This window comes from Streptomyces sp. NPDC033174 (assembly GCF_055577795.1).
This window is the reverse complement of record NZ_JBVIPQ010000002.1, coordinates 185615-204246: the sequence shown is the minus strand read 5'-3', so window position 1 is coordinate 204246 and position 18632 is coordinate 185615. Positions and strand designations below refer to the sequence as shown.

The 18632-nt window shown below is 68.8% G+C and carries 15 protein-coding genes; 1 reads left to right on the top strand and 14 read right to left on the bottom strand.

All coding sequences use genetic code 11. From position 1 onward, the window contains the following. Window positions 1–152: 152 nt before the first annotated feature. The 4 genes from ACZ5VC_RS07200 to ACZ5VC_RS07185 all read right to left on the bottom strand — a co-directional run bounded on the left by ACZ5VC_RS07200 (window position 153) and on the right by ACZ5VC_RS07185 (window position 3932). Window positions 153–2234: a peptidoglycan binding domain-containing protein gene (locus tag ACZ5VC_RS07200; protein ID WP_469119116.1), complete on the bottom strand. Its 2082-nt coding sequence runs from the start codon at window positions 2232–2234 to the stop codon at window positions 153–155. Between the two features lie 154 nt (window positions 2235–2388). After that, window positions 2389–2802 (bottom strand): DUF6113 family protein, encoded by a 414-nt coding sequence (locus tag ACZ5VC_RS07195; protein WP_469119115.1) that lies wholly within the window; start codon window positions 2800–2802, stop codon window positions 2389–2391. Further along, window positions 2799–3686, bottom strand: a complete 888-nt coding sequence (gene mshB / locus ACZ5VC_RS07190) for an N-acetyl-1-D-myo-inositol-2-amino-2-deoxy-alpha-D-glucopyranoside deacetylase (protein ID WP_469119114.1) — start codon at window positions 3684–3686, stop codon at window positions 2799–2801. Before mshB ends, ACZ5VC_RS07195 begins: the two co-directional genes overlap by 4 nt. Window positions 3687–3737: 51 nt before the next feature. Further along, window positions 3738–3932 (bottom strand): hypothetical protein, encoded by a 195-nt coding sequence (locus ACZ5VC_RS07185; RefSeq protein WP_266382581.1) that lies wholly within the window; start codon window positions 3930–3932, stop codon window positions 3738–3740. 180 nt (window positions 3933–4112) lie between these two features. On the opposite strand from ACZ5VC_RS07185, the gene ACZ5VC_RS07180 reads away from it, so the two are divergent. Then, window positions 4113–6275, top strand: coding sequence for a S9 family peptidase (locus ACZ5VC_RS07180; RefSeq protein ID WP_469119113.1), 2163 nt, complete (start codon window positions 4113–4115; stop codon window positions 6273–6275). A gap of 161 nt (window positions 6276–6436) precedes the next feature. Here the strand turns inward: ACZ5VC_RS07180 and ACZ5VC_RS07175 are convergent, their stop codons facing one another. The 10 genes from ACZ5VC_RS07175 to ACZ5VC_RS07130 form a co-directional block, all read right to left on the bottom strand. Beyond that, entirely contained in the window at window positions 6437–7600 is a 1164-nt protein-coding gene (locus tag ACZ5VC_RS07175; protein WP_469119112.1) for an ABC transporter ATP-binding protein, read from the bottom strand. After that, entirely contained in the window at window positions 7593–8567 is a 975-nt protein-coding gene (locus ACZ5VC_RS07170; protein WP_469119111.1) for an ABC transporter ATP-binding protein, read from the bottom strand. The genes ACZ5VC_RS07175 and ACZ5VC_RS07170 overlap by 8 nt, the downstream gene beginning before the upstream one ends. A 6-nt stretch (window positions 8568–8573) precedes the next feature. Further along, complete coding sequence (locus ACZ5VC_RS07165; protein ID WP_469119110.1) at window positions 8574–9554, bottom strand: ABC transporter permease; 981 nt, start codon at window positions 9552–9554, stop codon at window positions 8574–8576. Continuing rightward, window positions 9547–10470 (bottom strand): ABC transporter permease, encoded by a 924-nt coding sequence (locus ACZ5VC_RS07160; protein WP_469119109.1) that lies wholly within the window; start codon window positions 10468–10470, stop codon window positions 9547–9549. Before ACZ5VC_RS07160 ends, ACZ5VC_RS07165 begins: the two co-directional genes overlap by 8 nt. A gap of 78 nt (window positions 10471–10548) precedes the next feature. Next, window positions 10549–12177 (bottom strand): peptide ABC transporter substrate-binding protein, encoded by a 1629-nt coding sequence (locus ACZ5VC_RS07155; protein WP_469119108.1) that lies wholly within the window; start codon window positions 12175–12177, stop codon window positions 10549–10551. Between the two features lie 161 nt (window positions 12178–12338). Continuing rightward, window positions 12339–13487, bottom strand: coding sequence for an ABC transporter ATP-binding protein (locus ACZ5VC_RS07150; RefSeq protein ID WP_469119107.1), 1149 nt, complete (start codon window positions 13485–13487; stop codon window positions 12339–12341). Further along, complete coding sequence (locus ACZ5VC_RS07145) at window positions 13480–14538, bottom strand: ABC transporter ATP-binding protein (RefSeq protein ID WP_468711935.1); 1059 nt, start codon at window positions 14536–14538, stop codon at window positions 13480–13482. Before ACZ5VC_RS07145 ends, ACZ5VC_RS07150 begins: the two co-directional genes overlap by 8 nt. Before the next feature lie 23 nt (window positions 14539–14561). Then, on the bottom strand, window positions 14562–15515 hold the full coding sequence (locus ACZ5VC_RS07140; protein ID WP_469119106.1) for an ABC transporter permease: 954 nt from the start codon (window positions 15513–15515) through the stop codon (window positions 14562–14564). Beyond that, window positions 15508–16422 carry an ABC transporter permease gene (locus ACZ5VC_RS07135; protein WP_469119105.1) on the bottom strand — a complete coding sequence of 305 codons (915 nt, stop codon included), beginning with the start codon at window positions 16420–16422 and terminating at the stop codon, window positions 15508–15510. Before ACZ5VC_RS07135 ends, ACZ5VC_RS07140 begins: the two co-directional genes overlap by 8 nt. 173 nt (window positions 16423–16595) lie before the next feature. Beyond that, window positions 16596–18233: a peptide ABC transporter substrate-binding protein gene (locus ACZ5VC_RS07130; protein WP_469119104.1), complete on the bottom strand. Its 1638-nt coding sequence runs from the start codon at window positions 18231–18233 to the stop codon at window positions 16596–16598. Between the last annotated feature and the right edge of the window lie 399 nt (window positions 18234–18632).

Below are 18632 nucleotides of genomic sequence, written 5' to 3'. Positions count from 1 at the left end.
TTTCTTTTGTTTTTTTGAGCTCCGTGTTCTTTTTCTTGTGGGACTGGAGACTGGGGGGGGGGGGCTGGGGGAACCTCTCCCCAGGACTGCGGCCCCGGGGAGCGCGCCCCGGGACTGCCGCCCCGTCGACCCGGGCCCGCCGGCCCGGTGCCTCAGCCCTTCGGGTCCAGGTCGATGACCTTCGTGCGTTCCGCCGGGGTCTTGCCGAGGAGGGCGTCGCGCATGGCCGCCGCGACATCGTCCGCGGATACCTGGTGCTTCTTGCCGTCGCCCTTGGTGATCATGATGCCGTCGAAGACGCCGTCGAGGAGCTCGTCGATCGCCTTCTTGTCGTACACCTCGACCAGCCGGCCGTCGATCGGCTTCATGGAGAGGATCTTCGGCAGCGACTTGGCCGGGCCGAACTTGATCTCCTTGCTGCCCGCCTTGATCGTGATCAGCCCGGACATCGCCGGCTTCGCGAACTCCTTCATCGCCCGGTCCAGTTCGGCCTGGCTGATGCTCGGCTCGCGGGTGGTCACGGGCAGCTCGACCGTGGCCGACTCGCCCGTCTCGACCTGGGTGCGGTACGCGTTCTTCACCGAGGTCAGGGAGAGCTGGACGTCCAGCGCCTTGCCGGGCTTGCCGGGCACGGCGACGGCCTTGCCGGGCTCGAACCTGATCGTGCCCTCCGTTGCCGAGCCGGAGGCCCCGGCGAGGTCGGTGAGGATGACGCGCAGCTTCTCCTCGTCCACCGGGATCACCGGCTGGGCGACGCGCTCGCCGCCGAAGAGGGAGCCGATCACGGACATGGGGTTGTAGTCGCTGCCCGCGGCGGCGCGGACGGTCGCCTGGCTGTCCAGGGCGAGACCGGCCTTCTCCGGCGGGAGCTGCTGCTTCTTGCCGCCGACGGAGAGCTCCAGCGGGGCGGTGGCGCGCTTGCCGAGGGCGGCGTCGAGCTTGTTGACCGCCTCTTCCTTGGTGCCGCCGCCGATGTCCACGCCGAGGACCGTGGTGCCCTTCGGAACGTCGGAGTGGTTGAGCAGCAGCCCGGCGCCGTACGCGACACCGACGAGTCCGGCCACGCCGACGATGGCGAGGACGGCCTTGGAACGCTTCTTCACCGGGGCCTGCGGGGTCGGCCTCTTCGCGGCCGGGGCGGGCGCCGTACGGACGGGGCCTGCCGGGCCGGGGAAGTCGGGCGAGGAGAATCCCTCGCCGGGACCACCCAGGCCGCCGGGGCCACCCGGGCCGTCGGGAAGCCGGGGCGCGAGGTCGGGGCCGGCGGGCGGGAACGGCGACGGGGACCGGTACTCCGGCGGCACCACGGGAATGCCACTCGTGAGCGTGTCACCCGAGACATGACCGCCACCCGGGCCGGCGCCGGGGCCTGCGCTCTGCGGCGTCAGCACGGCGGTGTCGTCCGCGGGGTGCGGCGGGCCGCTGATGGGGCCCACGCCCATGGGCCCGAGGCCCACGGAGGGGCCACCCATGGGTGGCGTACCCATAGGAACACCGGAGCCAATGGTGCTGCTGCCGGTGGCGCCCACGGTCGGGCCCGTGGGGCCGCCCGTCGGACGCGAACCCGGCGGAGGCGTCGCGCCGGGGGCGAAGCCGTTGGCGGGGGTCTGGCCGGAGCCCTGGGGGCCGCCCGGAGGGAACGGACCGCCGCCCTGCGCGGGGCCACCCGGTACGGGCCCGCGGGGGCCGCTTCCGGGCCCCGCCGGAGCGCCGCTGCCGAGCGCCGGCCTGCCCGGTCCCGGACCACCCGCGCCCGGGGCACCGGCAACCGCCGCGCCCGTGTTCGTACCACCCGCCGGAGTGGCGGGCTTCCGTGGCGCGAACCAGTCGCTGGTCTTCTCCTCGGCCGGCTCCGCCGCCGGCTCCTCGCCGGCCTCGGTCCGCGCACCCTCGGAGCCGTCCGGCCACGGCGAAATGCCCGAACTGTCGCTGCCGCTCTCCCGCTTGACCCCCGCACCGTCCGTGTCACCCATCGGGGTACGCACGACAACCGGCGGGATCGGCCGCGAACCGGGGATGTTGATCCGGATGCGGGTGGTCAGCGTCGTCTCGGTCTTCGGCTCTTCCGGCGCGGGCACGGGCGCGCGCCCGGCCTCGTCGGCGGCGTCGTCCGGAGCGTCCGCGGGGTGCAGCGACGGATACTGGCGGGATCCGTACGGCGGTGTACCCGAGGGGTACGCGGCTCCACCGCGCCCCTTGGCGCCGGAGGACGAACTGTCAGTTTCACGACTCAAAGCAGGTTCTCCCGGTTGGCTCCGCCGCCCGCTCTTGCTGGTGCTCGTTGGACCCGGGCGGCTCGGCGGCGCGCACCACCATACTGGCCGCCGCCGACACGTATCTGACGACTACGGGAAAGGGGACGGGCATTCCGGCCGAAGTCCGGGCACGTCACACGCCAAGTCGACCGTCGGGGCGGCCCGGTTGCGACGACCGCGACATGGTGGCACACATCACAGCCACGGCCATTCCGCCCAGGAGATAGACCAGATCGCCGATGCCCCCGGGGAGGGCCCCGTCACCTTCCGGGCGGCCCATGCTGAGCAGCACGATCGCGACGAGCCAGCCCGCGGCCGGTGCGGCGACGCCGGCCTGGGTGCCGGTGGCGCGCCGTCCGCCGTAGAAGGTGGCGGCGGTGGCGAACAGGGCGAGCAGCAACCCGCCCGGGAACCAGGCGGCTTGAATCAGGGTCCCGGCGGTGCCGACCAGCGCGCCGAGCACCGCAAGCCCGGCATACGCGGCGATCCGGCCCGCCCTGCCCGTCCCCGGCCCCGGCCCCGAGGCCGTCCTCTCGGACGCGCTCATGCCGTCACCCCCGCGAAGAGGTCGCGCTCGCGTTCACCGGCGGGCGCCCCGGAGAGCCCCTGGACCAACTGGTAGTACTCCGTGGTGAAGATCGGCTGGCCGAGGTCGTTGGAGAGCGCGAAGAAGGGCCCTTCGACGGCGACTTGGGTGACATGGGCGGCCATCGCGGCGGCCTTCCGCTCCGCGTAGGACGTACCGTCGATCTCGGTGGTGACGTCCTTGTCGTCCACCACGCCCGGTACGTCCCCGGTCTCGGCGATGCCGGGGAAGCCGGCGCCGGCGGCCCTCAGCCGGGCGAAGCCCTCCTCGGCGACCGACCGCGGGACCCGGTTCCAGTAGATCTTGGCGATCTCGTGGGCAGGGCCCAGGTCTCGGCGGAAAGCGGGTTCGGCGGCCAGTTCGGCGGCGCGCATGGCGACACGGTGGGCCTGGATGTGGTCGGGGTGGCCGTACCCGCCGTCGGGGTCGTACGTCACCAGGACCTGCGGGCGTACGGACCGGATCACCTCGACGAGATGCGGCGCGGCCTCGTCCACCTCGGTGGCCCAGAAGGCGCCCTCGCGGTCGTTCTGCGGCGCGCCCATCATCCCGGAGTCGCGGAACCGGCCCGGGCCGCCGAGAAAGCGGTGGTCGGTCACGCCCAGCTCCCGCATGGCGCCGGCCAGTTCGCCGACGCGGTGCGGCCCGAGCCGGTCCTCCCGGTCGGGTGCGAGATGGGCGAGAGCGGGCGGGATGACCTCGCCCTCCTCGCCCAGCGTGCAGGTCACCAGGGTGACCAGGGCGCCCTCGGCCGCGTACTTGGCCATGGTGGCGCCGTTGTTGATCGACTCGTCGTCGGGGTGCGCGTGCACCAGGAGCAGACGACGGGCGGGAAGATCCGTCATACGGCACAGCCTACGAGGCCGGGCGGGCCTGCCCTCGTACCCCTGGACACATCAGAACTTGAGTCCGCCGATCATGCCCGCCACATTGGTGGTCAGCTGACTGATCGTGGGGGCGATGGAGGAGCTCGCCAGGTAGAAGCCGAGGAGCATGCAGACCGCCGCATGTCCGGCCTTCAGTCCGGATTTCCGGACCAGCAGGAAGACGACGATCGCCAGCAGCACCACCGCCGAAATCGAGAGTGCCACGGCGGTTCACCTCCACAGAGTCGGTCGGAGCACGGTCGGAACATATTCGGTCGGTCCAGGCAGCACGCATGTGCCAGTAGGTCCATACCCACCTAGCGCTACGGATCATAACTATCCGTACCTACGCATCGATCGGTGCACGGCAGCACACGGGGGCGCACGAACGCTAGGTTCGGTCGCATGACCTCGAGGCAGCAGCTCCACTTCCCGCTCTCCTTTCCTCGTCAGTACGCCCGGACGCAGCGCTTCACGCTCGGCGCCCCCCGCGCGTTCACTCTCTCGCCCGACGGTGCGCGTGTGGTCTTTCTCCGCTCACCGTCCGGTACTCAGCGGTCCCATCAGCTCTGGGTGATGGACCTGGAGGGGGAGCCCCTGGAGCGGGTGGCCGCCGATCCCGAGGCGCTGCTGGGCGGCGCGGAGGAGGAGCTGTCGGCCGAGGAGAAGGCGCGGCGCGAGCGCAGCCGCGAGGGGTCCGCGGGGATCGTCGGCTACGCGGTCGACGAGGCCGTGGAGTTGGCCGCCTTCACGCTCTCGGGACGGCTGTTCACGGCGGAACTGCGGGCCGGTACGGCGAGCGAACTGCGGGTCCCCGGGCCGGTGATCGACCCGCGCCCCTCGCCCGACGGGCGGCACATCGCGTATGTGGCGCGGGGCGCGCTGCGCGTGACCGGGGCGGAGGGCGAGGGGGACAGGGCGCTGGCCGAGCCGGAGGAGGCACGGACGACGTACGGTCTGGCGGAGTTCATCGCGGCCGAGGAGATGGGGCGCTCGCGCGGCTTCTGGTGGTCGCCGGACTCGGAGCGGCTCCTGGTGGCCCGGGTCGACGAAGAGCCCGTGCGGCGCTGGTGGATCGCCGACCCGGCGCATCCGGACAGGGAGCCGGAGCCGGTGCTCTATCCGGCGGCCGGGACGGCCAACGCGGAGGTGCGGCTGTATCTCGTCGGCCTCGACGGGTCGCGCACGGAGGTCGAGTGGGACCGGGCGCGCCATCCGTATCTGGCGCGGGTCCACTGGTCGGGCGAGGGGCCGCCGCTGCTGCTCGTGCAGAGCCGTGACCAGCGCACCCAGCTCTATCTGGTGGTGGACACGGAGTCGGGGGCGACCCGGAAGGTGCATGTCGACGAGGACCCGGTGTGGCTGGAGCTGCACCCGGGGGCGCCGGCCTGGGCCCCGGACGGCCGGCTGGTGCGGATCGCGGACGAGGGCGGGGCGCGCGTGCTGGCCATGGGCGACCGGGCGCTGACCAGTGCGTCGCTGCACGTGCGGGCGGTGCTGGACATCGGCGGGAACGACGTCCTGGTGTCGGCGTCGGCGGGCGAGGAGGCCGTGGCCGCGGCCGGGATGGGTCCGGAGATCGGCGAGATCCATGTCTACCGGGTCAATGAGCTGGGGACCGAACGGATCTCGGAGGGGCCCGGGATTCACTCGGCCGTGCGCTGCGGCGCGGTGACGGTCCTGTCGTCGGCGCGGCCGGACACCGCGGGCGCGCTGACGCGGGTGCTCAGGGAGGGCAAGCAGATCGCGGTGATCGGTTCGTCGGCGGAGAAGCCGGTCCTGTCGGCGAGCGTGCGGCTCGTCGAAGGGGGCGCACGTCGGATTCCGTGCGCCGTCCTGCTTCCGGCGGGGTACGAGGAGGGCGACGGGCCGCTGCCGGTCCTGCTCGACCCGTACGGCGGTCCGCACGGCCAGCGTGTGGTCGCGGCGCACAACGCGTATCTCACGTCCCAGTGGTTCGCCGACCAGGGGTTCGCGGTCATCGTGGCGGACGGGCGGGGCACTCCGGGCCGCTCCCCCGGCTGGGAGAAGGCGATCAAGGACAATCTGGTGCTGACCCTCGACGACCAGATCGAGGCGCTGCAGGCCCTGGCCGAGCGGTTCCCGCTGGATCTGGACCGGGTGGGGATCCGCGGCTGGTCGTACGGCGGGTATCTGGCGGCGCTGGCGGTGCTGCGGCGGCCGGACGTGTTCCACGCGGCGGTGGTGGGGGCGCCGGTGACCGACTTCCGGCTCTACGACACCCATTACACCGAGCGTTATCTCGGGACTCCGCAGGACAACCCGGAGGTGTACGCGGCCAACTCGCTGCTCACGGACGACGGTCTGTCGGCGCCGGAGAACCCCGCCAGACCGATGATGATCATCCATGGGATGGCGGACGACAATGTGGTCGTGGCACACAGCCTGCGGCTGTCCTCGGCGCTGCTGGCGGCGGGGCGCCCCCATGAGGTGCTCCCCCTGTCGGGCGTGACCCACATCACTCCGCAGGAGCAGATCGCGGAGAATCTGCTCCTGCTCCAAGTGGACTTCCTGAAGCGCTCCTTGGGGGTGGAGGCGGCCGACTGACAGCCGGTGTCACCGGGACCGCATGGCGACCGGCCGGGACGGCTTGGCGCGCCCGGCCGGTCTACGGCACCCGCACGGCCGTACGTTGTTCAGGGTGAGGCGTTCGGATATCGGTGCGGGGTCGGTGAAGTTGCCTGCGCGTTAAAGAAACTGGCGGGCGCTCAGCTCGACGCCTCCGGCCCGCGTCCCTCCGGGGGTTCGGGGGTCTTCGGGGGTTCGGGGGTCGCCGTGCCCCAGGGGGTGTCCAGTGGGCCGGGTTCCGGCGGCGCGGGGGAAAGGGGGCCGGGAGGCGCGGGGGGCTCCGGCGGAACCACCTGCTTCTCCTCGGCGAAGTGGCAGGCGGAGTCGTGCCTCGCCGGACTGTCCGTCTCGCGGAAGACGGCGGGGACCGCCAGCAGCGGGACTTCGACGGTGCAGCGTTCCCGGGCCTTCCAGCAGCGGGTGCGGAAGCGGCAGCCGGAGGGGATGTTCGCGGGCGACGGGACGTCGCCGGTGAGGATGATCCGCTCCCGGCGCTCACGGGCCTCCGGGTCGGGCACCGGGACCGCCGACAGCAGCGCCTGGGTGTAGGGGTGCGTGGGATGGTCGTAGATCTCGGCGTCCCTGCCCATCTCGACGATCCGGCCCAGGTACATCACGCCGACCCGGTCCGAGATGTGCCGGACGATCGACAGGTCGTGGGCGATGAAGACGTACGACAGCGAGAACTCGCTCTGCAGGCGGTCCAGCAGATTGATGACCTGCGCCTGGACCGAGACGTCGAGCGCGGAGACGGGCTCGTCGGCCACGATGATCTCCGGGCGGAGCGCCAGGCCGCGCGCGATGCCGATGCGCTGGCGCTGGCCGCCGGAGAACTGGTGCGGATAGCGGTTGATGTACTCCGGGTTGAGGCCGACCACGTCCAGCAGGTCCTGGACCTTCTGACGGCGTGAGCCCTTCGGGGCGACCTCGGGGTGGATCTCGTAGGGCTCTCCGATGATGTCGCCGACGGTCATCCGGGGGTTCAGGGAGGTGTACGGGTCCTGGAACACCATCTGGATGTTGCGGCGGACGGCCTTGAGGGCCTTGCCGGAGAGCGCGGTGATGTCCTCGCCCCGGTAGCGGATCGACCCGGACGTCGGCCGTTCCAGCTGGACCAGCATCCTCGCGAGCGTGGACTTGCCGCAGCCGGACTCGCCCACGATGCCGAGCGTCTCGCCCGCCGTCAGTTCCAGGTCGACGCCGTCGACGGCCCTGACCGAGCCGATCTGCTTCTTGAAGAGGATGCCCCGGGTGAGGGGGTAGTGCTTGTGCAGGTCACGGACCTGGAGGAGCACCTCAGCCATGGAGTGCCTCCTGCCAGAAGTGGCACGCGCTGGTGCGGTCCGCGGAGACCTCGTACAGCGGCGGGACATCGGTTCTGCACACGTCCCGGGCGAGCGGGCAGCGGGGGTTGAACGCGCAGCCGGGCGGGATGTTCATCAGGTTCGGCGGCAGTCCCTTGATCGCGTACAGCTCCCGTCCCTTCTGGTCCAGGCGCGGGATCGAGTCCAGCAGGCCGCGTGTGTAGGGATGGGCGGGTGCCTTGTAGATCTCGTGGACCGGCGCCGATTCGACGATCCGGCCGGCGTACATGACGGCGATGTGGTCGGCGACGTCGGCGACGACGCCGAGGTCGTGCGTGATCAGGACGAGTCCCATGTCGAGTTCGCGCTGGAGCTCGGCGAGCAGGTCCATGACCTGGGCCTGGACGGTCACGTCGAGCGCGGTGGTGGGCTCGTCCGCGATGATCAGGTCCGGTTCCAGGGCCAGCGCCATCGCGATCATGATGCGCTGGCGCATACCGCCCGAGAACTGGTGCGGATAGTCCCCGACCCGCTCCTTCGCCGCGGGGATCCGGACCCGGTCCATCAGCTCCACGGACTTCGCGCGGGCGTCCTTCTTCGACAGCCCCTGGTGGACAACGAACATCTCGCCCAGCTGGGCTCCGACGCTCATCACGGGGTTGAGCGACGACAGCGCGTCCTGGAAGATCATCGCCATCCTCGCCCCGCGGACTTTCCGCCGCTCGTCCTCCTTGAGGGTGAGCAGGTCCTGCCCCAGGAAGAGGATCTCGCCGCCGGTGATCCTGCCCGGCGGGATGTCGAGGATGCCCATGATCGCCTGGGCGGTGACGGACTTCCCGGAGCCGGACTCGCCGAGCACGGCGAGCGTCCGGCCGGAGTCGACCGAGTAGGTCACCCCGTTGACGGCCTTGGCGACCCCGTCCCGGGTATGGAACTCCACGTGAAGGTCCCGCACTTCGAGCAGCATGAGTGCCTACCTGAGCTTCGGGTCGAGGGCGTCGCGCACCGCGTCGCCGAGCATGATGAAGGCGAGCACCGTGATCGCCAGCGCTCCCGCCGGCCAGAGCAGCATGTGCGGCGCGTTGCGGATGTAGGCCGCGGCCGACGAGATGTCGATGCCCCACGACACCGTGGGCGGCTTGAGGCCGACACCGAGGAAGGACAGGGTCGCCTCCAGCGCGATGTACGTACCGAGCGCGATGGTCGCCACGACGATCACCGGGGCGACGGCGTTGGGGGCGATGTGGCGCAGCAGCGTCCTGGTGTGGGAGGCGCCGAGCGCCCGCGCGGCCTGGACGTAGTCGTTCTGCTTGGCGGTGATGACCGAGCCGCGGGCGATGCGGGAGATCTGGGGCCAGCCGAGCAGCACGATGAATCCGATGACCGGCCAGACGGTGGTGCTGGTGATGACGGAGAGCAGGACGAGACCGCCGAGGACGACCGGGACCGCGAAGAACACATCGGTGATCCGGGAGAGGAACGCGTCCCACGCGCCGCCGAAGAAGCCGGCCAGCCCACCGAGCACACTGCCGAGCAGCGCGACCCCGAGGGTGGCGAAGACGCCCACCTGGACGGAGGCCCGGGCGCCGTAGACCGTACGGGTGTAGACGTCGCAGCCCTGGCCGTTGAAGCCGAAGGGGTGGCCCGGCTGGGAGCCCTCCTGCGCCTTGGCGAGATCGCACTGGAGCGGGTCGCCGTCGGCGATCAGCTGGGGCCAGATCGCGATGATCACCAGGAAGACGATGACCAGCCCCGAGATGATGAAGACGGGATTGCGGCGCAGGTCGCGCCAGGCGTCCGACCAGAGACTGCGCGGCTTGCCCGTGGGGCCGGTGCCCTCGGGTCCGCCGGGAACCTTCTCCAGGGTCGCGCCCTCGCTCATGGCGAGGTCCATCGCGCCACCGGCCCCGGTCGGGGCGATCGCTCCCCCGTCGTCGTACTGCGGCTCAGGCATAGCGGATCCTCGGGTCGAGTACGGCGTACAGGAGGTCGACCAGCAGATTGGCGACGAGGAACACCAGCACCAGGACGGTCACGAAGCCGACGACGGTCTGGGTGTTCTGGCGGAGGATGCCCTGGAAGAGCTGGTAGCCGACACCGTGGATGTTGAAGATTCGTTCGGTCACGATGGCTCCGCCCATCAGGGCTCCGATGTCGGTGCCGATGAAGGTGACGACGGGGATCAGCGAGTTGCGCAGCAGATGGCGGGTGATGACCCGGCGGCGCGGGAGGCCCTTGGCAACGGCGGTACGGACGTAGTCGGCGCGCTTGTTCTCCGCGATCGAGGTCCGGGTGAGCCGGGTGACGTAGGCGAGCGAGACGGAGGCGAGGACCAGGCCGGGGACGATCAGTTCGTCGAGGGTGGCCGCCGGTGAGACGGCGGGCTTGATCCATCCCCACTTCACGCCGAGCAACAGCTGGAGCAGCAGACCGGTGACGAACGTCGGGACCGAGATGACCACCAGCGTCATCAGCAGCACGCTGGTGTCGACGGGGCGTCCGCGCCGCAGGCCGGTGACGACCCCGAGGCTGATCCCGATGACGATCTCGAAGACGATCGCGACGAGCGTGAGCCGGATGGTGACCGGGAAGGCCGTGGCCATCAGCTCGGTGACCTCCTGGCCGTTGAAGGCCGTGCCGAAGTCGCCGGTGAAGACATTGCCCATGTACGTCAGGTACTGCTGCCACACCGGCTTATCGAGCCCGAACTCCTTCTTCAGCTGGGCGGCGGTCGCCGGATCGCACTGGCGGTCGCCGCACAGTCCCGCGATGGGGTCGCCCATCACATTGACCATCAGGAAGATCAGCAGCGTGGCGCCGAAGAAGACCGGGATCATCTGCAGCAGACGCCGGATCACATAGCGTCCCATGGAGGGCTCCGGGGGTCGTGGTCGTGTGAAGCGGGACGGCCCGGCGATCGGGCACGCCGGGCCGTACGCCGTCCGGCGTCAGCTGACCTTGATCTCGTTGTAGACGGGGACGCTGAACGGGTTCAGGGCGACATTGGAGATCCGCTCGGAGTAGCCGGCGCTGCCGTTCTGGTACCAGAGCGGGATGGCGCCCATGTCGTCCCGCAGGACCTCCTCGGCCCGCTGGAACAGCTCGACGGCCTTCTTGGTGTCGGTCTCGGCGTTGGCCTCGTCGACGAGTTTGTCGAACTCCTTGTTGGACCACTTTCCGTCGTTGGACGACGCGTTGGTGTAGTACAGCGGCTGCAGGAAGTTCTGGATGAGCGGGTAGTCCATCTGCCAGCCGGCCCGGAAGGGGCCCGTCATCTTGTGCGTGGTGATCTGGTTGCGGTAGTCGGCGAAGGTGCCGACCGGGTTGCCGACGCAGGCCTTGTTGTTGCCCATCGCGTTGTTGATGGAGTTGCAGACGGCGTCGACCCACTCCTTGTGGGAGCCGGTGTCCGCGTTGAACGAGATCTTCATCGTGCCGCCGGGGATGCCGCCGCCCTCGGTGATCAGCTTCTTCGCCTCGGCGGGGTTGTAGGTGCAGGCGTCTGCGCAGAGATCGTCCTTGTAGCCGCCGTCCGCGCCGAGGACGGGGGACGTCCAGTCCTTGGCGGGCGTACGGGTCTTCTGGAAGATCGTCGAGGTGATCTGCTCGCGGTTGATCGCCATGGAGATGCCCTTGCGGACCTTCGCGCCGTCCGGGGTGTCCCACGCCTTGTCGTAGAAGGGGATGGCGAGGGTCTGGATGATGCCGGCGGGGGTGTTGATGTACCGGTCGCCGAGGTCGGCCTTCGCGTTCTTGAGCTGGGAGGCGGGGACGTCGTCGACCAGGTCGAGGTTGCCGGCGGTCAGGTCCGTGTAGGCGGTGTTGTTGTCGGTGTAGACCTTGAGCGTCACTCCACCGTTCTGCGCCTTGTCGGCACCGGGGTAGTCGTCCCACCGCTTCAGGGCCATCTGGGAGCCCTTGGCGTACGAGTCGACGGTGTACGGGCCGTTGCCGACGGGCTTGGAGAGCCAGGCGTCGTGGCTGGTGAAGAACGCCTTGGGCAGCGGCGAGAACGCGGCGTAGCCGAGGGTCTCGGGCCAGGTGGAGAACTTCTGGGTGAGCTTGACGGTGAAGGTCTTGTCGTTGACGACCTTGAGCCCGCTCATGGTCTCGGCCTTGGGTTCACCGGAGTCGGGGTGCACGTCCGCGTACCCCTCGATGTAGCCGAAGAAGTAGGCGTTGCGCTGGTTGTTCTTGAGGTGGGCGCCGTAGTTCCACGCGTCCACGAAGGACTTCGAGGTGACCTTCTCGCCGTTGGAGAAGGTCCAGCCGTCCTTGAGGGTGACCGTGAAGGTGGTGGAGTCGCCGGTCTCGATCTTCTCGGCGAGCATGTCCTGCGCCTCGCCGGTCTTGGGGTCGTACCGCTTGAGACCCCGGAAGATCATGTCAAGGACCTTGCCGCCCTGGACCTCATTGGTGTTCGCGGGTTCCAGCGGGTTCTGCGGGTCCGCCCAGGAGGAGCTCACGATCCCGTCCGCACCGCCACCGCCGCTGTCGCTCCCGCCGCCGCAGGCGGTCGCCGCGAGGACGACGGCCGCCGCGCAAGCGGCCCACTTGGCGTGCGTGGCTCCGCGCATGGAGTGCCTCCTGAAGGTCCTTGAGCGCATGTAGGCCCAAATATCCCCCCAAAACGCACAAGGGCGCCGGAACGACACCGGGCTGCCGCCGATCCGGCCGCCGGAACGACGAAGGGCGCCCGGACCGAATGGCCCGGGCGCCCTTCACACCTGTCAGTGCGTCACACCGCGTGGACGACGTCCTTCTCCTCGGCGAAGTGGCACGCCGACTCGTGCGCGGCCGGGGTGTCCTGCCCCTGGAAGCGCTCCGGGACCGCCAGCAGCGGCACCTCGGTGGCGCACTTCTCCTCCGCCTTCCAGCAGCGGGTGCGGAAGCGGCAGCCCGACGGCGGGTTCGCCGGCGAGGGGACGTCACCGGTGAGGATGATCCGCTCGCGGCCCTCGCGGGCCTCCGGGTCGGGCACGGGGACCGCCGACAGCAGCGCCTGGGTGTAGGGGTGCGTCGGGTGGTCGTAGATCTGCGTGTCCGTACCGATCTCGGCCATCTTGCCGAGGTACATGACGCCGACCCGGTCCGAGATGTGCCGGACGATCGACAGGTCGTGGGCGATGAAGACGTAGGACAGGTTGAACTCGTCCTGGAGCTTCTCCATCAGGTTGATGACCTGCGCCTGGACGGACACGTCCAGGGCCGAGACCGGCTCGTCGCAGATGATGATCTCCGGGTTGAGCGCCAGGCCGCGGGCGATGCCGATGCGCTGACGCTGACCGCCGGAGAACTGGTGCGGATAGCGGTTGATGTACTCGGGGTTGAGACCGACCACATCGAGCAGCTCCTGCACCTTGCGGCGGCGGTCGCCCTTCGGGGCCACCTCGGGGTGGATGTCGAAGGGCTCGCCGATGATGTCGCCCACCGTCATGCGGGGGTTGAGCGAGGTGTACGGGTCCTGGAACACCATCTGGATGTTGCGGCGGACGGCCTTGAGGGCACGCCCCGACAGCCGGGTGATGTCCTGGCCCTTGTAGAAGACCTCGCCCGCGGTCGCCCGCTCCAGGTTCATCAGCAGCTTGGCGACGGTGGACTTGCCACAGCCGGACTCGCCGACGATGCCAAGGGTCTCGCCCTGGTAGAGGTCGAAGGAGATCCCGTCGACGGCCTTGACCGCGCCGACCTGCTTCTTGAACAGAATGCCCTGGGTGAGCGGGAAGTGCTTGATCAGATTGCGCACCTGCAGGATCGGCTCACCGCGCTCGACCGGCGCCTCGATGGCGGCTACGGCCTCCGCCTCGGAGGCCGCGTCGACCGTCTCGACCTCGGTGACGTTCGGGGTCGCGTCCACAGCCTCATCCTTCTTGCTGAGCTCAGCCATGGATCGTCTCCTTCCAGAAGTGGCAGGCGCTGCCGCGGCCCGGCAGCTCCGTGCCGTCCTGCTCGGTGACCGGCGCGAGCGCCGGAATCTCCGTACGGCAGATGTCCTCGGCCTTGGGGCAGCGCGGGTTGAAGGCGCAACCGGTCGGCACGTGGAGCAGGTTGGGCGGCAGGCCCTTGATCGCGTACAGCTCCTGGCCCTTCTGGTCCAGGCGCGGGATGGAGTCGAGAAGGCCACGGGTGTACGGGTGCGCGGGGCGCTTGTACAGCTCGTGCACCGGAGCCTGCTCGACGATCCGGCCCGCGTACATGACCGCGATCTTGTCCGCGACGTCGGCGACGACGCCGAGGTCGTGGGTGATCAGGATCAGGCCCATGTTGTACTCGCGCTGGAGCTCCGCGAGCAGGTCCATGACCTGGGCCTGGACGGTCACGTCGAGCGCGGTGGTGGGCTCGTCCGCGATGATCAGGTCCGGCTCCAGGGCCAGCGCCATCGCGATCATGATGCGCTGGCGCATACCGCCCGAGAACTGGTGCGGGTAGTCGCTCACCCGGGCCGCGGCGGCCGGGATCTTGACCTTGTCCATCAGCTCGATGGCCCTGGCCTTGGCGTCCTTCTTGGACAGGCCGTGGTGGACCCGGAACATCTCGCCGAGCTGGTAGCCGACGGTGAGGACCGGGTTCAGCGAGGACAGCGCGTCCTGGAAGATCATGGCGATCTTCCGGCCGCGGATCTGCCGGCGCTCCTCGTAGGACATCTTGAGCATGTCCTCGCCGCGGAAGAAGATCTCGCCCTGCGGGATCTTGCCGGGCGGCATGTCGAGGATGCCCATGATCGCCTGAGCGGTCACGGACTTGCCGGAGCCGGACTCGCCGAGGACGGCGAGGGTCTCGCCGGCGTTCACCGAGTAGTTGACGCCGTTGACCGCCTTGGCCACACCGTCGCGGGTGTGGAACTCCACGTGCAGGTCGCGGACTTCCAGCAGGGGACCGTTGTGGTCGTCTCCGTCGCGCGGCGAGGGGACGGTCGCAGGCTTGTCGAGGTTGTCGATAGTCGTCACGTTTTACGCCCTCCTCAGCGCAGCTTGGGGTCGAGGGCGTTGCGGACGGCTTCGCCGAGCATGATGAACGCCAGAACGGTGATGCTGAGCATGATCGAGGGGTACAGCAGGATGTGCTGCGCCACTCGGATCTGCGCGACACCGCCGGAGATGTCGACACCCCACGAGATGGTGGGGGACGAGAGGCCGAGGCCCAGGTACGACAGCGTCGCCTCGGCGCCGATGTAGCCCCCGAGGCTGATGGTCGCGACGACGATCACCGGAGCCATCGAGTTCGGCAGGATGTGCCGGAACAGGATGCGGGTGGTGCTCGCGCCGAGCGCCTTGGCGGCGTGGACGTAGTCGGCCTGCTTGACGGTGATCACCGCACCGCGCATGACGCGGGTGATCTGCGTCCAGCCGAGGAACGCCAGCGCGAAGACCACGACCCAGACGGAGCGGTCGACGAAGGAGTTGAGCACCACCATCGCGCCGAGCAGGAAGGGCACACCGAAGAAGACGTCGGTGATACGGGAGATGATCGCGTCGGTCAGACCGCCGAAGTAGCCGGAGATCATGCCGAGGACGCCACCGATGACGGTCACGATCAGCGTGACGGAGATACCGACGATGACCGAGGCACGGGTGCCGTGGATCAGTCGGGCGTACACGCTGCGGCCCTGCCCGTCGTAGCCGAGCCAGCCTTCCGTGCCGACCTGGCCGAGCTCCGGCTTGCCGAGGAAGTGGTGCACCAGGTCGCCGGTGATCGGCGAGGCACTGGTGAACAGCGTCGGGAAGGCGGTGATGAGCAGCAGGAAGAAGATCAGCACCGAGGACACGATGAAGTACGGGTTGCGCCGCAGGTCGCGCCACGCGTCGCCCCAGAGGCTGCGCGCCTTCTCGTCGTTCTTCTTCGGAGCCGGCTCCGCGGCCGACGGGGGCGCGATGGCGTCCTCGGTCGCGAGAGCGGTCTTGGTCACGTCAGGCATAACGGATCCTCGGGTCCAGGACCGCGTACAGCAGGTCGATGAGCAGGCTGGTGACGAGGTAGACCAGCACCAGGATGGTGACCAGACCGACGAGGGTGACGCCCTCACGCCGGACGATCGACTCGTAGATCGTGCCGCCGATGCCCTTGACGTTGAACACGGACTCGGTGACGACCGCGCCGCCCATCAGGGCGCCGATGTCGGTGCCGAGGAAGGTGATCACGGGGATCATCGAGTTCCGCATCAGGTGCACGCCGATGATCCGGCGGCGCGGCAGGCCCTTGGCAACCGCGGTGCGCATGTAGTCGGCGCGCAGGTTCTCCGCCATGGAGGTCCGGGTGAGCCGGGCCACGTAGGCGAGGGAGAGACCCGCGAGGACGATGGCCGGCGCCACCAGTTCGCCCCAGGTCGGATAGGTGCTGACGTTCTCGAAGCCGAGGGTCGTCTTGAGGATGTGACCGAGGACGAAGACCGGGATCGAGATGATCAGCAGCGTGAAGATCAGGATCGCGTTGTCGGCCAGGCGGCCGGCCCGCAGACCGGCGACGATGCCGAGGCCGATGCCGAAGACGAGCTCGATGACGAACGCCAGGGTGGCGAGCTGCAGCGTGACCGGGAACGCACTGGCCAGCACATCCGTGACCGGCCGGTCGTTGCGGATCTGGTTCCCGAAGTCGAAGTGGAACAGGATGCCGGTGATGTAGTCCCAGTACTGCTTGAAGATGTTCTGGTCAAGCCCAAGATCGTGTCTGATCTTCGCTACCGTCGAGGGGTTCGCGGCCTTGTCCCCGAACAGTCCGGCCACGGGGTCGCCGGGCAGGGAGTAGACCATGAGGAAGATCAGCAGGGTGGTCCCGAAGAAAACCGGGATCATCTGGAGCAGTCGTCGTGCGACATAGCGCCCCATCATGCCTCCGTTGAGATGTGACTGCCGCAGCCGACGGGCCCTCCCGCGGCAACCGCGCCCCAGTGGGTACGCGAATGTCGTGGAAGGGCCCCCCGGCCGCTGCGTAAGGCGCCGCTACGCGGGGCTGACGGTACGTCAGCCCCGCGTCCGGCTTGCGGACTACGCTTGGGTGATTACTTCTTGACCTGAACGTTCTCGAGGATCGGGTCGCCGTCCTGCGCGTACTCCACGCCGGTGACCTTCTCGGAGAAGCCCGCGTTGACCTTGTAGTACCAGAGCGGGATCGAAGGCATGTAGTTGACCAGGTCCTTCTCGATCGCCTGGTAGGCCTTCACCGACTCGTCGAGGTTCGCGGCGCTGTCCGCCTTCTTGATCTTGGCGTCCAGGGTGGGGTCGCTGAAGTCACCCTGGTTGCCGGAGGCGCCCGTCTGGAACAGGTCGCGGAGGAAGTTGGAGTTCACCGGGTAGTCGAGCACCCAGCCGGAGCGGTAGATCGACTTGACCTGCTTGGTCTTCCGGGCCTGGAGGTCGGCCTGGAAGTCCGGCTTGCCGTCGCCGACGCACTTGACGCCGGTGGACTGCGTGATGCTGTTGCAGACCGCGTCGACCCACTCCTTGTGGCCGCCGTCCGCGTTGAACTGAATGGAGATGGCGTTGTTCGGGACGCCGCCACCGGCCTTGATCAGTTCCTTGGCCTTCGCCGGGTCGAACTTGGTGACGTCACCGGCGGCGTTCTCCTGGTAGCCCAGAACGCCCTTGGCGACCCAGCCCGTCGCGGGGTCACGCGTACCCTGCAGCACCGTCTTGGTGATGGTGGCACGGTCGATCGCCATCGAGAGGCCCTGGATGACCTTCGGGTCGATCTTCTTGGGCTTCTTCCACTGGTCCGCGTAGAACGCGATGGCCAGGGTCTGGATCGAGGAGTACGGCTTGTCCACGGCGCGGTCGCCGAGGTCCTGGCGGAAGACCGGGAGGTCCTTCGGCGCGATCTGACGCAGGACGTCGACGTTGCCGGCCTTCAGGTCCTCGTACGCGGCCTCGAGGGTGGTGTAGTTCTTGAAGATCACACCACCGTTCTTGGCCTTGTCGTCGCCCTTGTACCCGTCGTACCGGACGATCTTGATTTCCTTCTTGTGGTCCCAGCTCTCGAACTTGTAGGGACCGTTGCCGATCGGCTTCTCACCGGCGGCCTTGGGGTCCTTGTAGAAGGACTCCGGCAGCGGCGAGAAGACCTCGTAGCCGAGCTTGTACGCGAAGTACGGGACCGGGGCCTTCAGCTCGATGGTGAACGTGTTGTCGTCCACGATCTTCAGGCCGGTCATCTTGTCGGCGGTGGGCTTGGCGCCCTCCTTCTCCGGCAGCAGGGCCTCGGAGCCCTTGATGTCGGAGTACCAGGACGCGTTGCCCTGCTTGTTGTTGACGTTTCCGGCCCAGTTCCACGCGTCGACGTAGGACTTGGCGGTGACCGGAGTGCCGTCGTGGAACGTCCAGCCCTTCTTGAGCTTGACGGTCCAGAGCTTGCTGTCCTTGGACTCGACCGACTCGGCGTTCACCATGGTGAGCTTGCCGTCGGCCGTGTAGTCCACGAGCTGCGCGAACAGACCACTCAGGACGATGGAGCCGTTGGACTCCATCGTGTCGGCCGGGTGGAGCGCCTTCTCGGGCTCGCCCACCTCGATCGAGAAAATGCCGTTCGGGTCAACTTCCCCCTTGGCGTCGCTGCCCTTACCGTCGCCTCCGCCACAGGCGGTCGCTGCCAGGGCGACGACTATCGCACCCGCTACCCACTTGGCGCTCTTGGCACCGCGCATGGGTTCCTCCTCATGAGTCCACTTGTCACTACAAGAAGGACACTTCGAGATGTCGCCGACACCCCTGACGGCGATGACTCAAGTGCCCTGAGTGTGCTCGTGAGTCGGCGCTCCCCACAGCGCGTGACCCATTGACCCGAGCTCAATGGAGCCAACTATTAAGTACGCCCGGGCGGTAAACCACACTTAAAGGGTCTCGTTTTGGCAACATCAGTAAGGGGCGTGAGCCCGAAATCCGGACAAACTGATCACAGACAGACACCCCCGAAACGGACCGTTAACACACGTTCCGGAGAGCGACGCACGATATCCGGACAGGGGGGACGCGAAAAAGAGTTGACGAAAGGCCCGGGCCCCCACAGTGTCTGCGGGGGCCCGGGCCCTGTGCTAGGTGTCGCG

Excerpts from the sequence above, each read along its gene's own strand:
- ACZ5VC_RS07195 (WP_469119115.1), bottom strand. The coding sequence starts at position 2,802 with ATGAGCGCGTCCGAGAGGACGGCCTCGGGGCCGGGGCCGGGGACGGGC.
- mshB (WP_469119114.1), bottom strand. The coding sequence starts at position 3,686 with ATGACGGATCTTCCCGCCCGTCGTCTGCTCCTGGTGCACGCGCACCCC.
- ACZ5VC_RS07180 (WP_469119113.1), top strand. The coding sequence starts at position 4,113 with ATGACCTCGAGGCAGCAGCTCCACTTCCCGCTCTCCTTTCCTCGTCAG.
- ACZ5VC_RS07175 (WP_469119112.1), bottom strand. The coding sequence starts at position 7,600 with ATGGCTGAGGTGCTCCTCCAGGTCCGTGACCTGCACAAGCACTACCCC.
- ACZ5VC_RS07170 (WP_469119111.1), bottom strand. The coding sequence starts at position 8,567 with ATGCTGCTCGAAGTGCGGGACCTTCACGTGGAGTTCCATACCCGGGAC.
- ACZ5VC_RS07165 (WP_469119110.1), bottom strand. The coding sequence starts at position 9,554 with ATGCCTGAGCCGCAGTACGACGACGGGGGAGCGATCGCCCCGACCGGG.
- ACZ5VC_RS07160 (WP_469119109.1), bottom strand. The coding sequence starts at position 10,470 with ATGGGACGCTATGTGATCCGGCGTCTGCTGCAGATGATCCCGGTCTTC.
- ACZ5VC_RS07155 (WP_469119108.1), bottom strand. The coding sequence starts at position 12,177 with ATGCGCGGAGCCACGCACGCCAAGTGGGCCGCTTGCGCGGCGGCCGTC.
- ACZ5VC_RS07150 (WP_469119107.1), bottom strand. The coding sequence starts at position 13,487 with ATGGCTGAGCTCAGCAAGAAGGATGAGGCTGTGGACGCGACCCCGAAC.
- ACZ5VC_RS07140 (WP_469119106.1), bottom strand. The coding sequence starts at position 15,515 with ATGCCTGACGTGACCAAGACCGCTCTCGCGACCGAGGACGCCATCGCG.
- ACZ5VC_RS07135 (WP_469119105.1), bottom strand. The coding sequence starts at position 16,422 with ATGGGGCGCTATGTCGCACGACGACTGCTCCAGATGATCCCGGTTTTC.
- ACZ5VC_RS07130 (WP_469119104.1), bottom strand. The coding sequence starts at position 18,233 with ATGCGCGGTGCCAAGAGCGCCAAGTGGGTAGCGGGTGCGATAGTCGTC.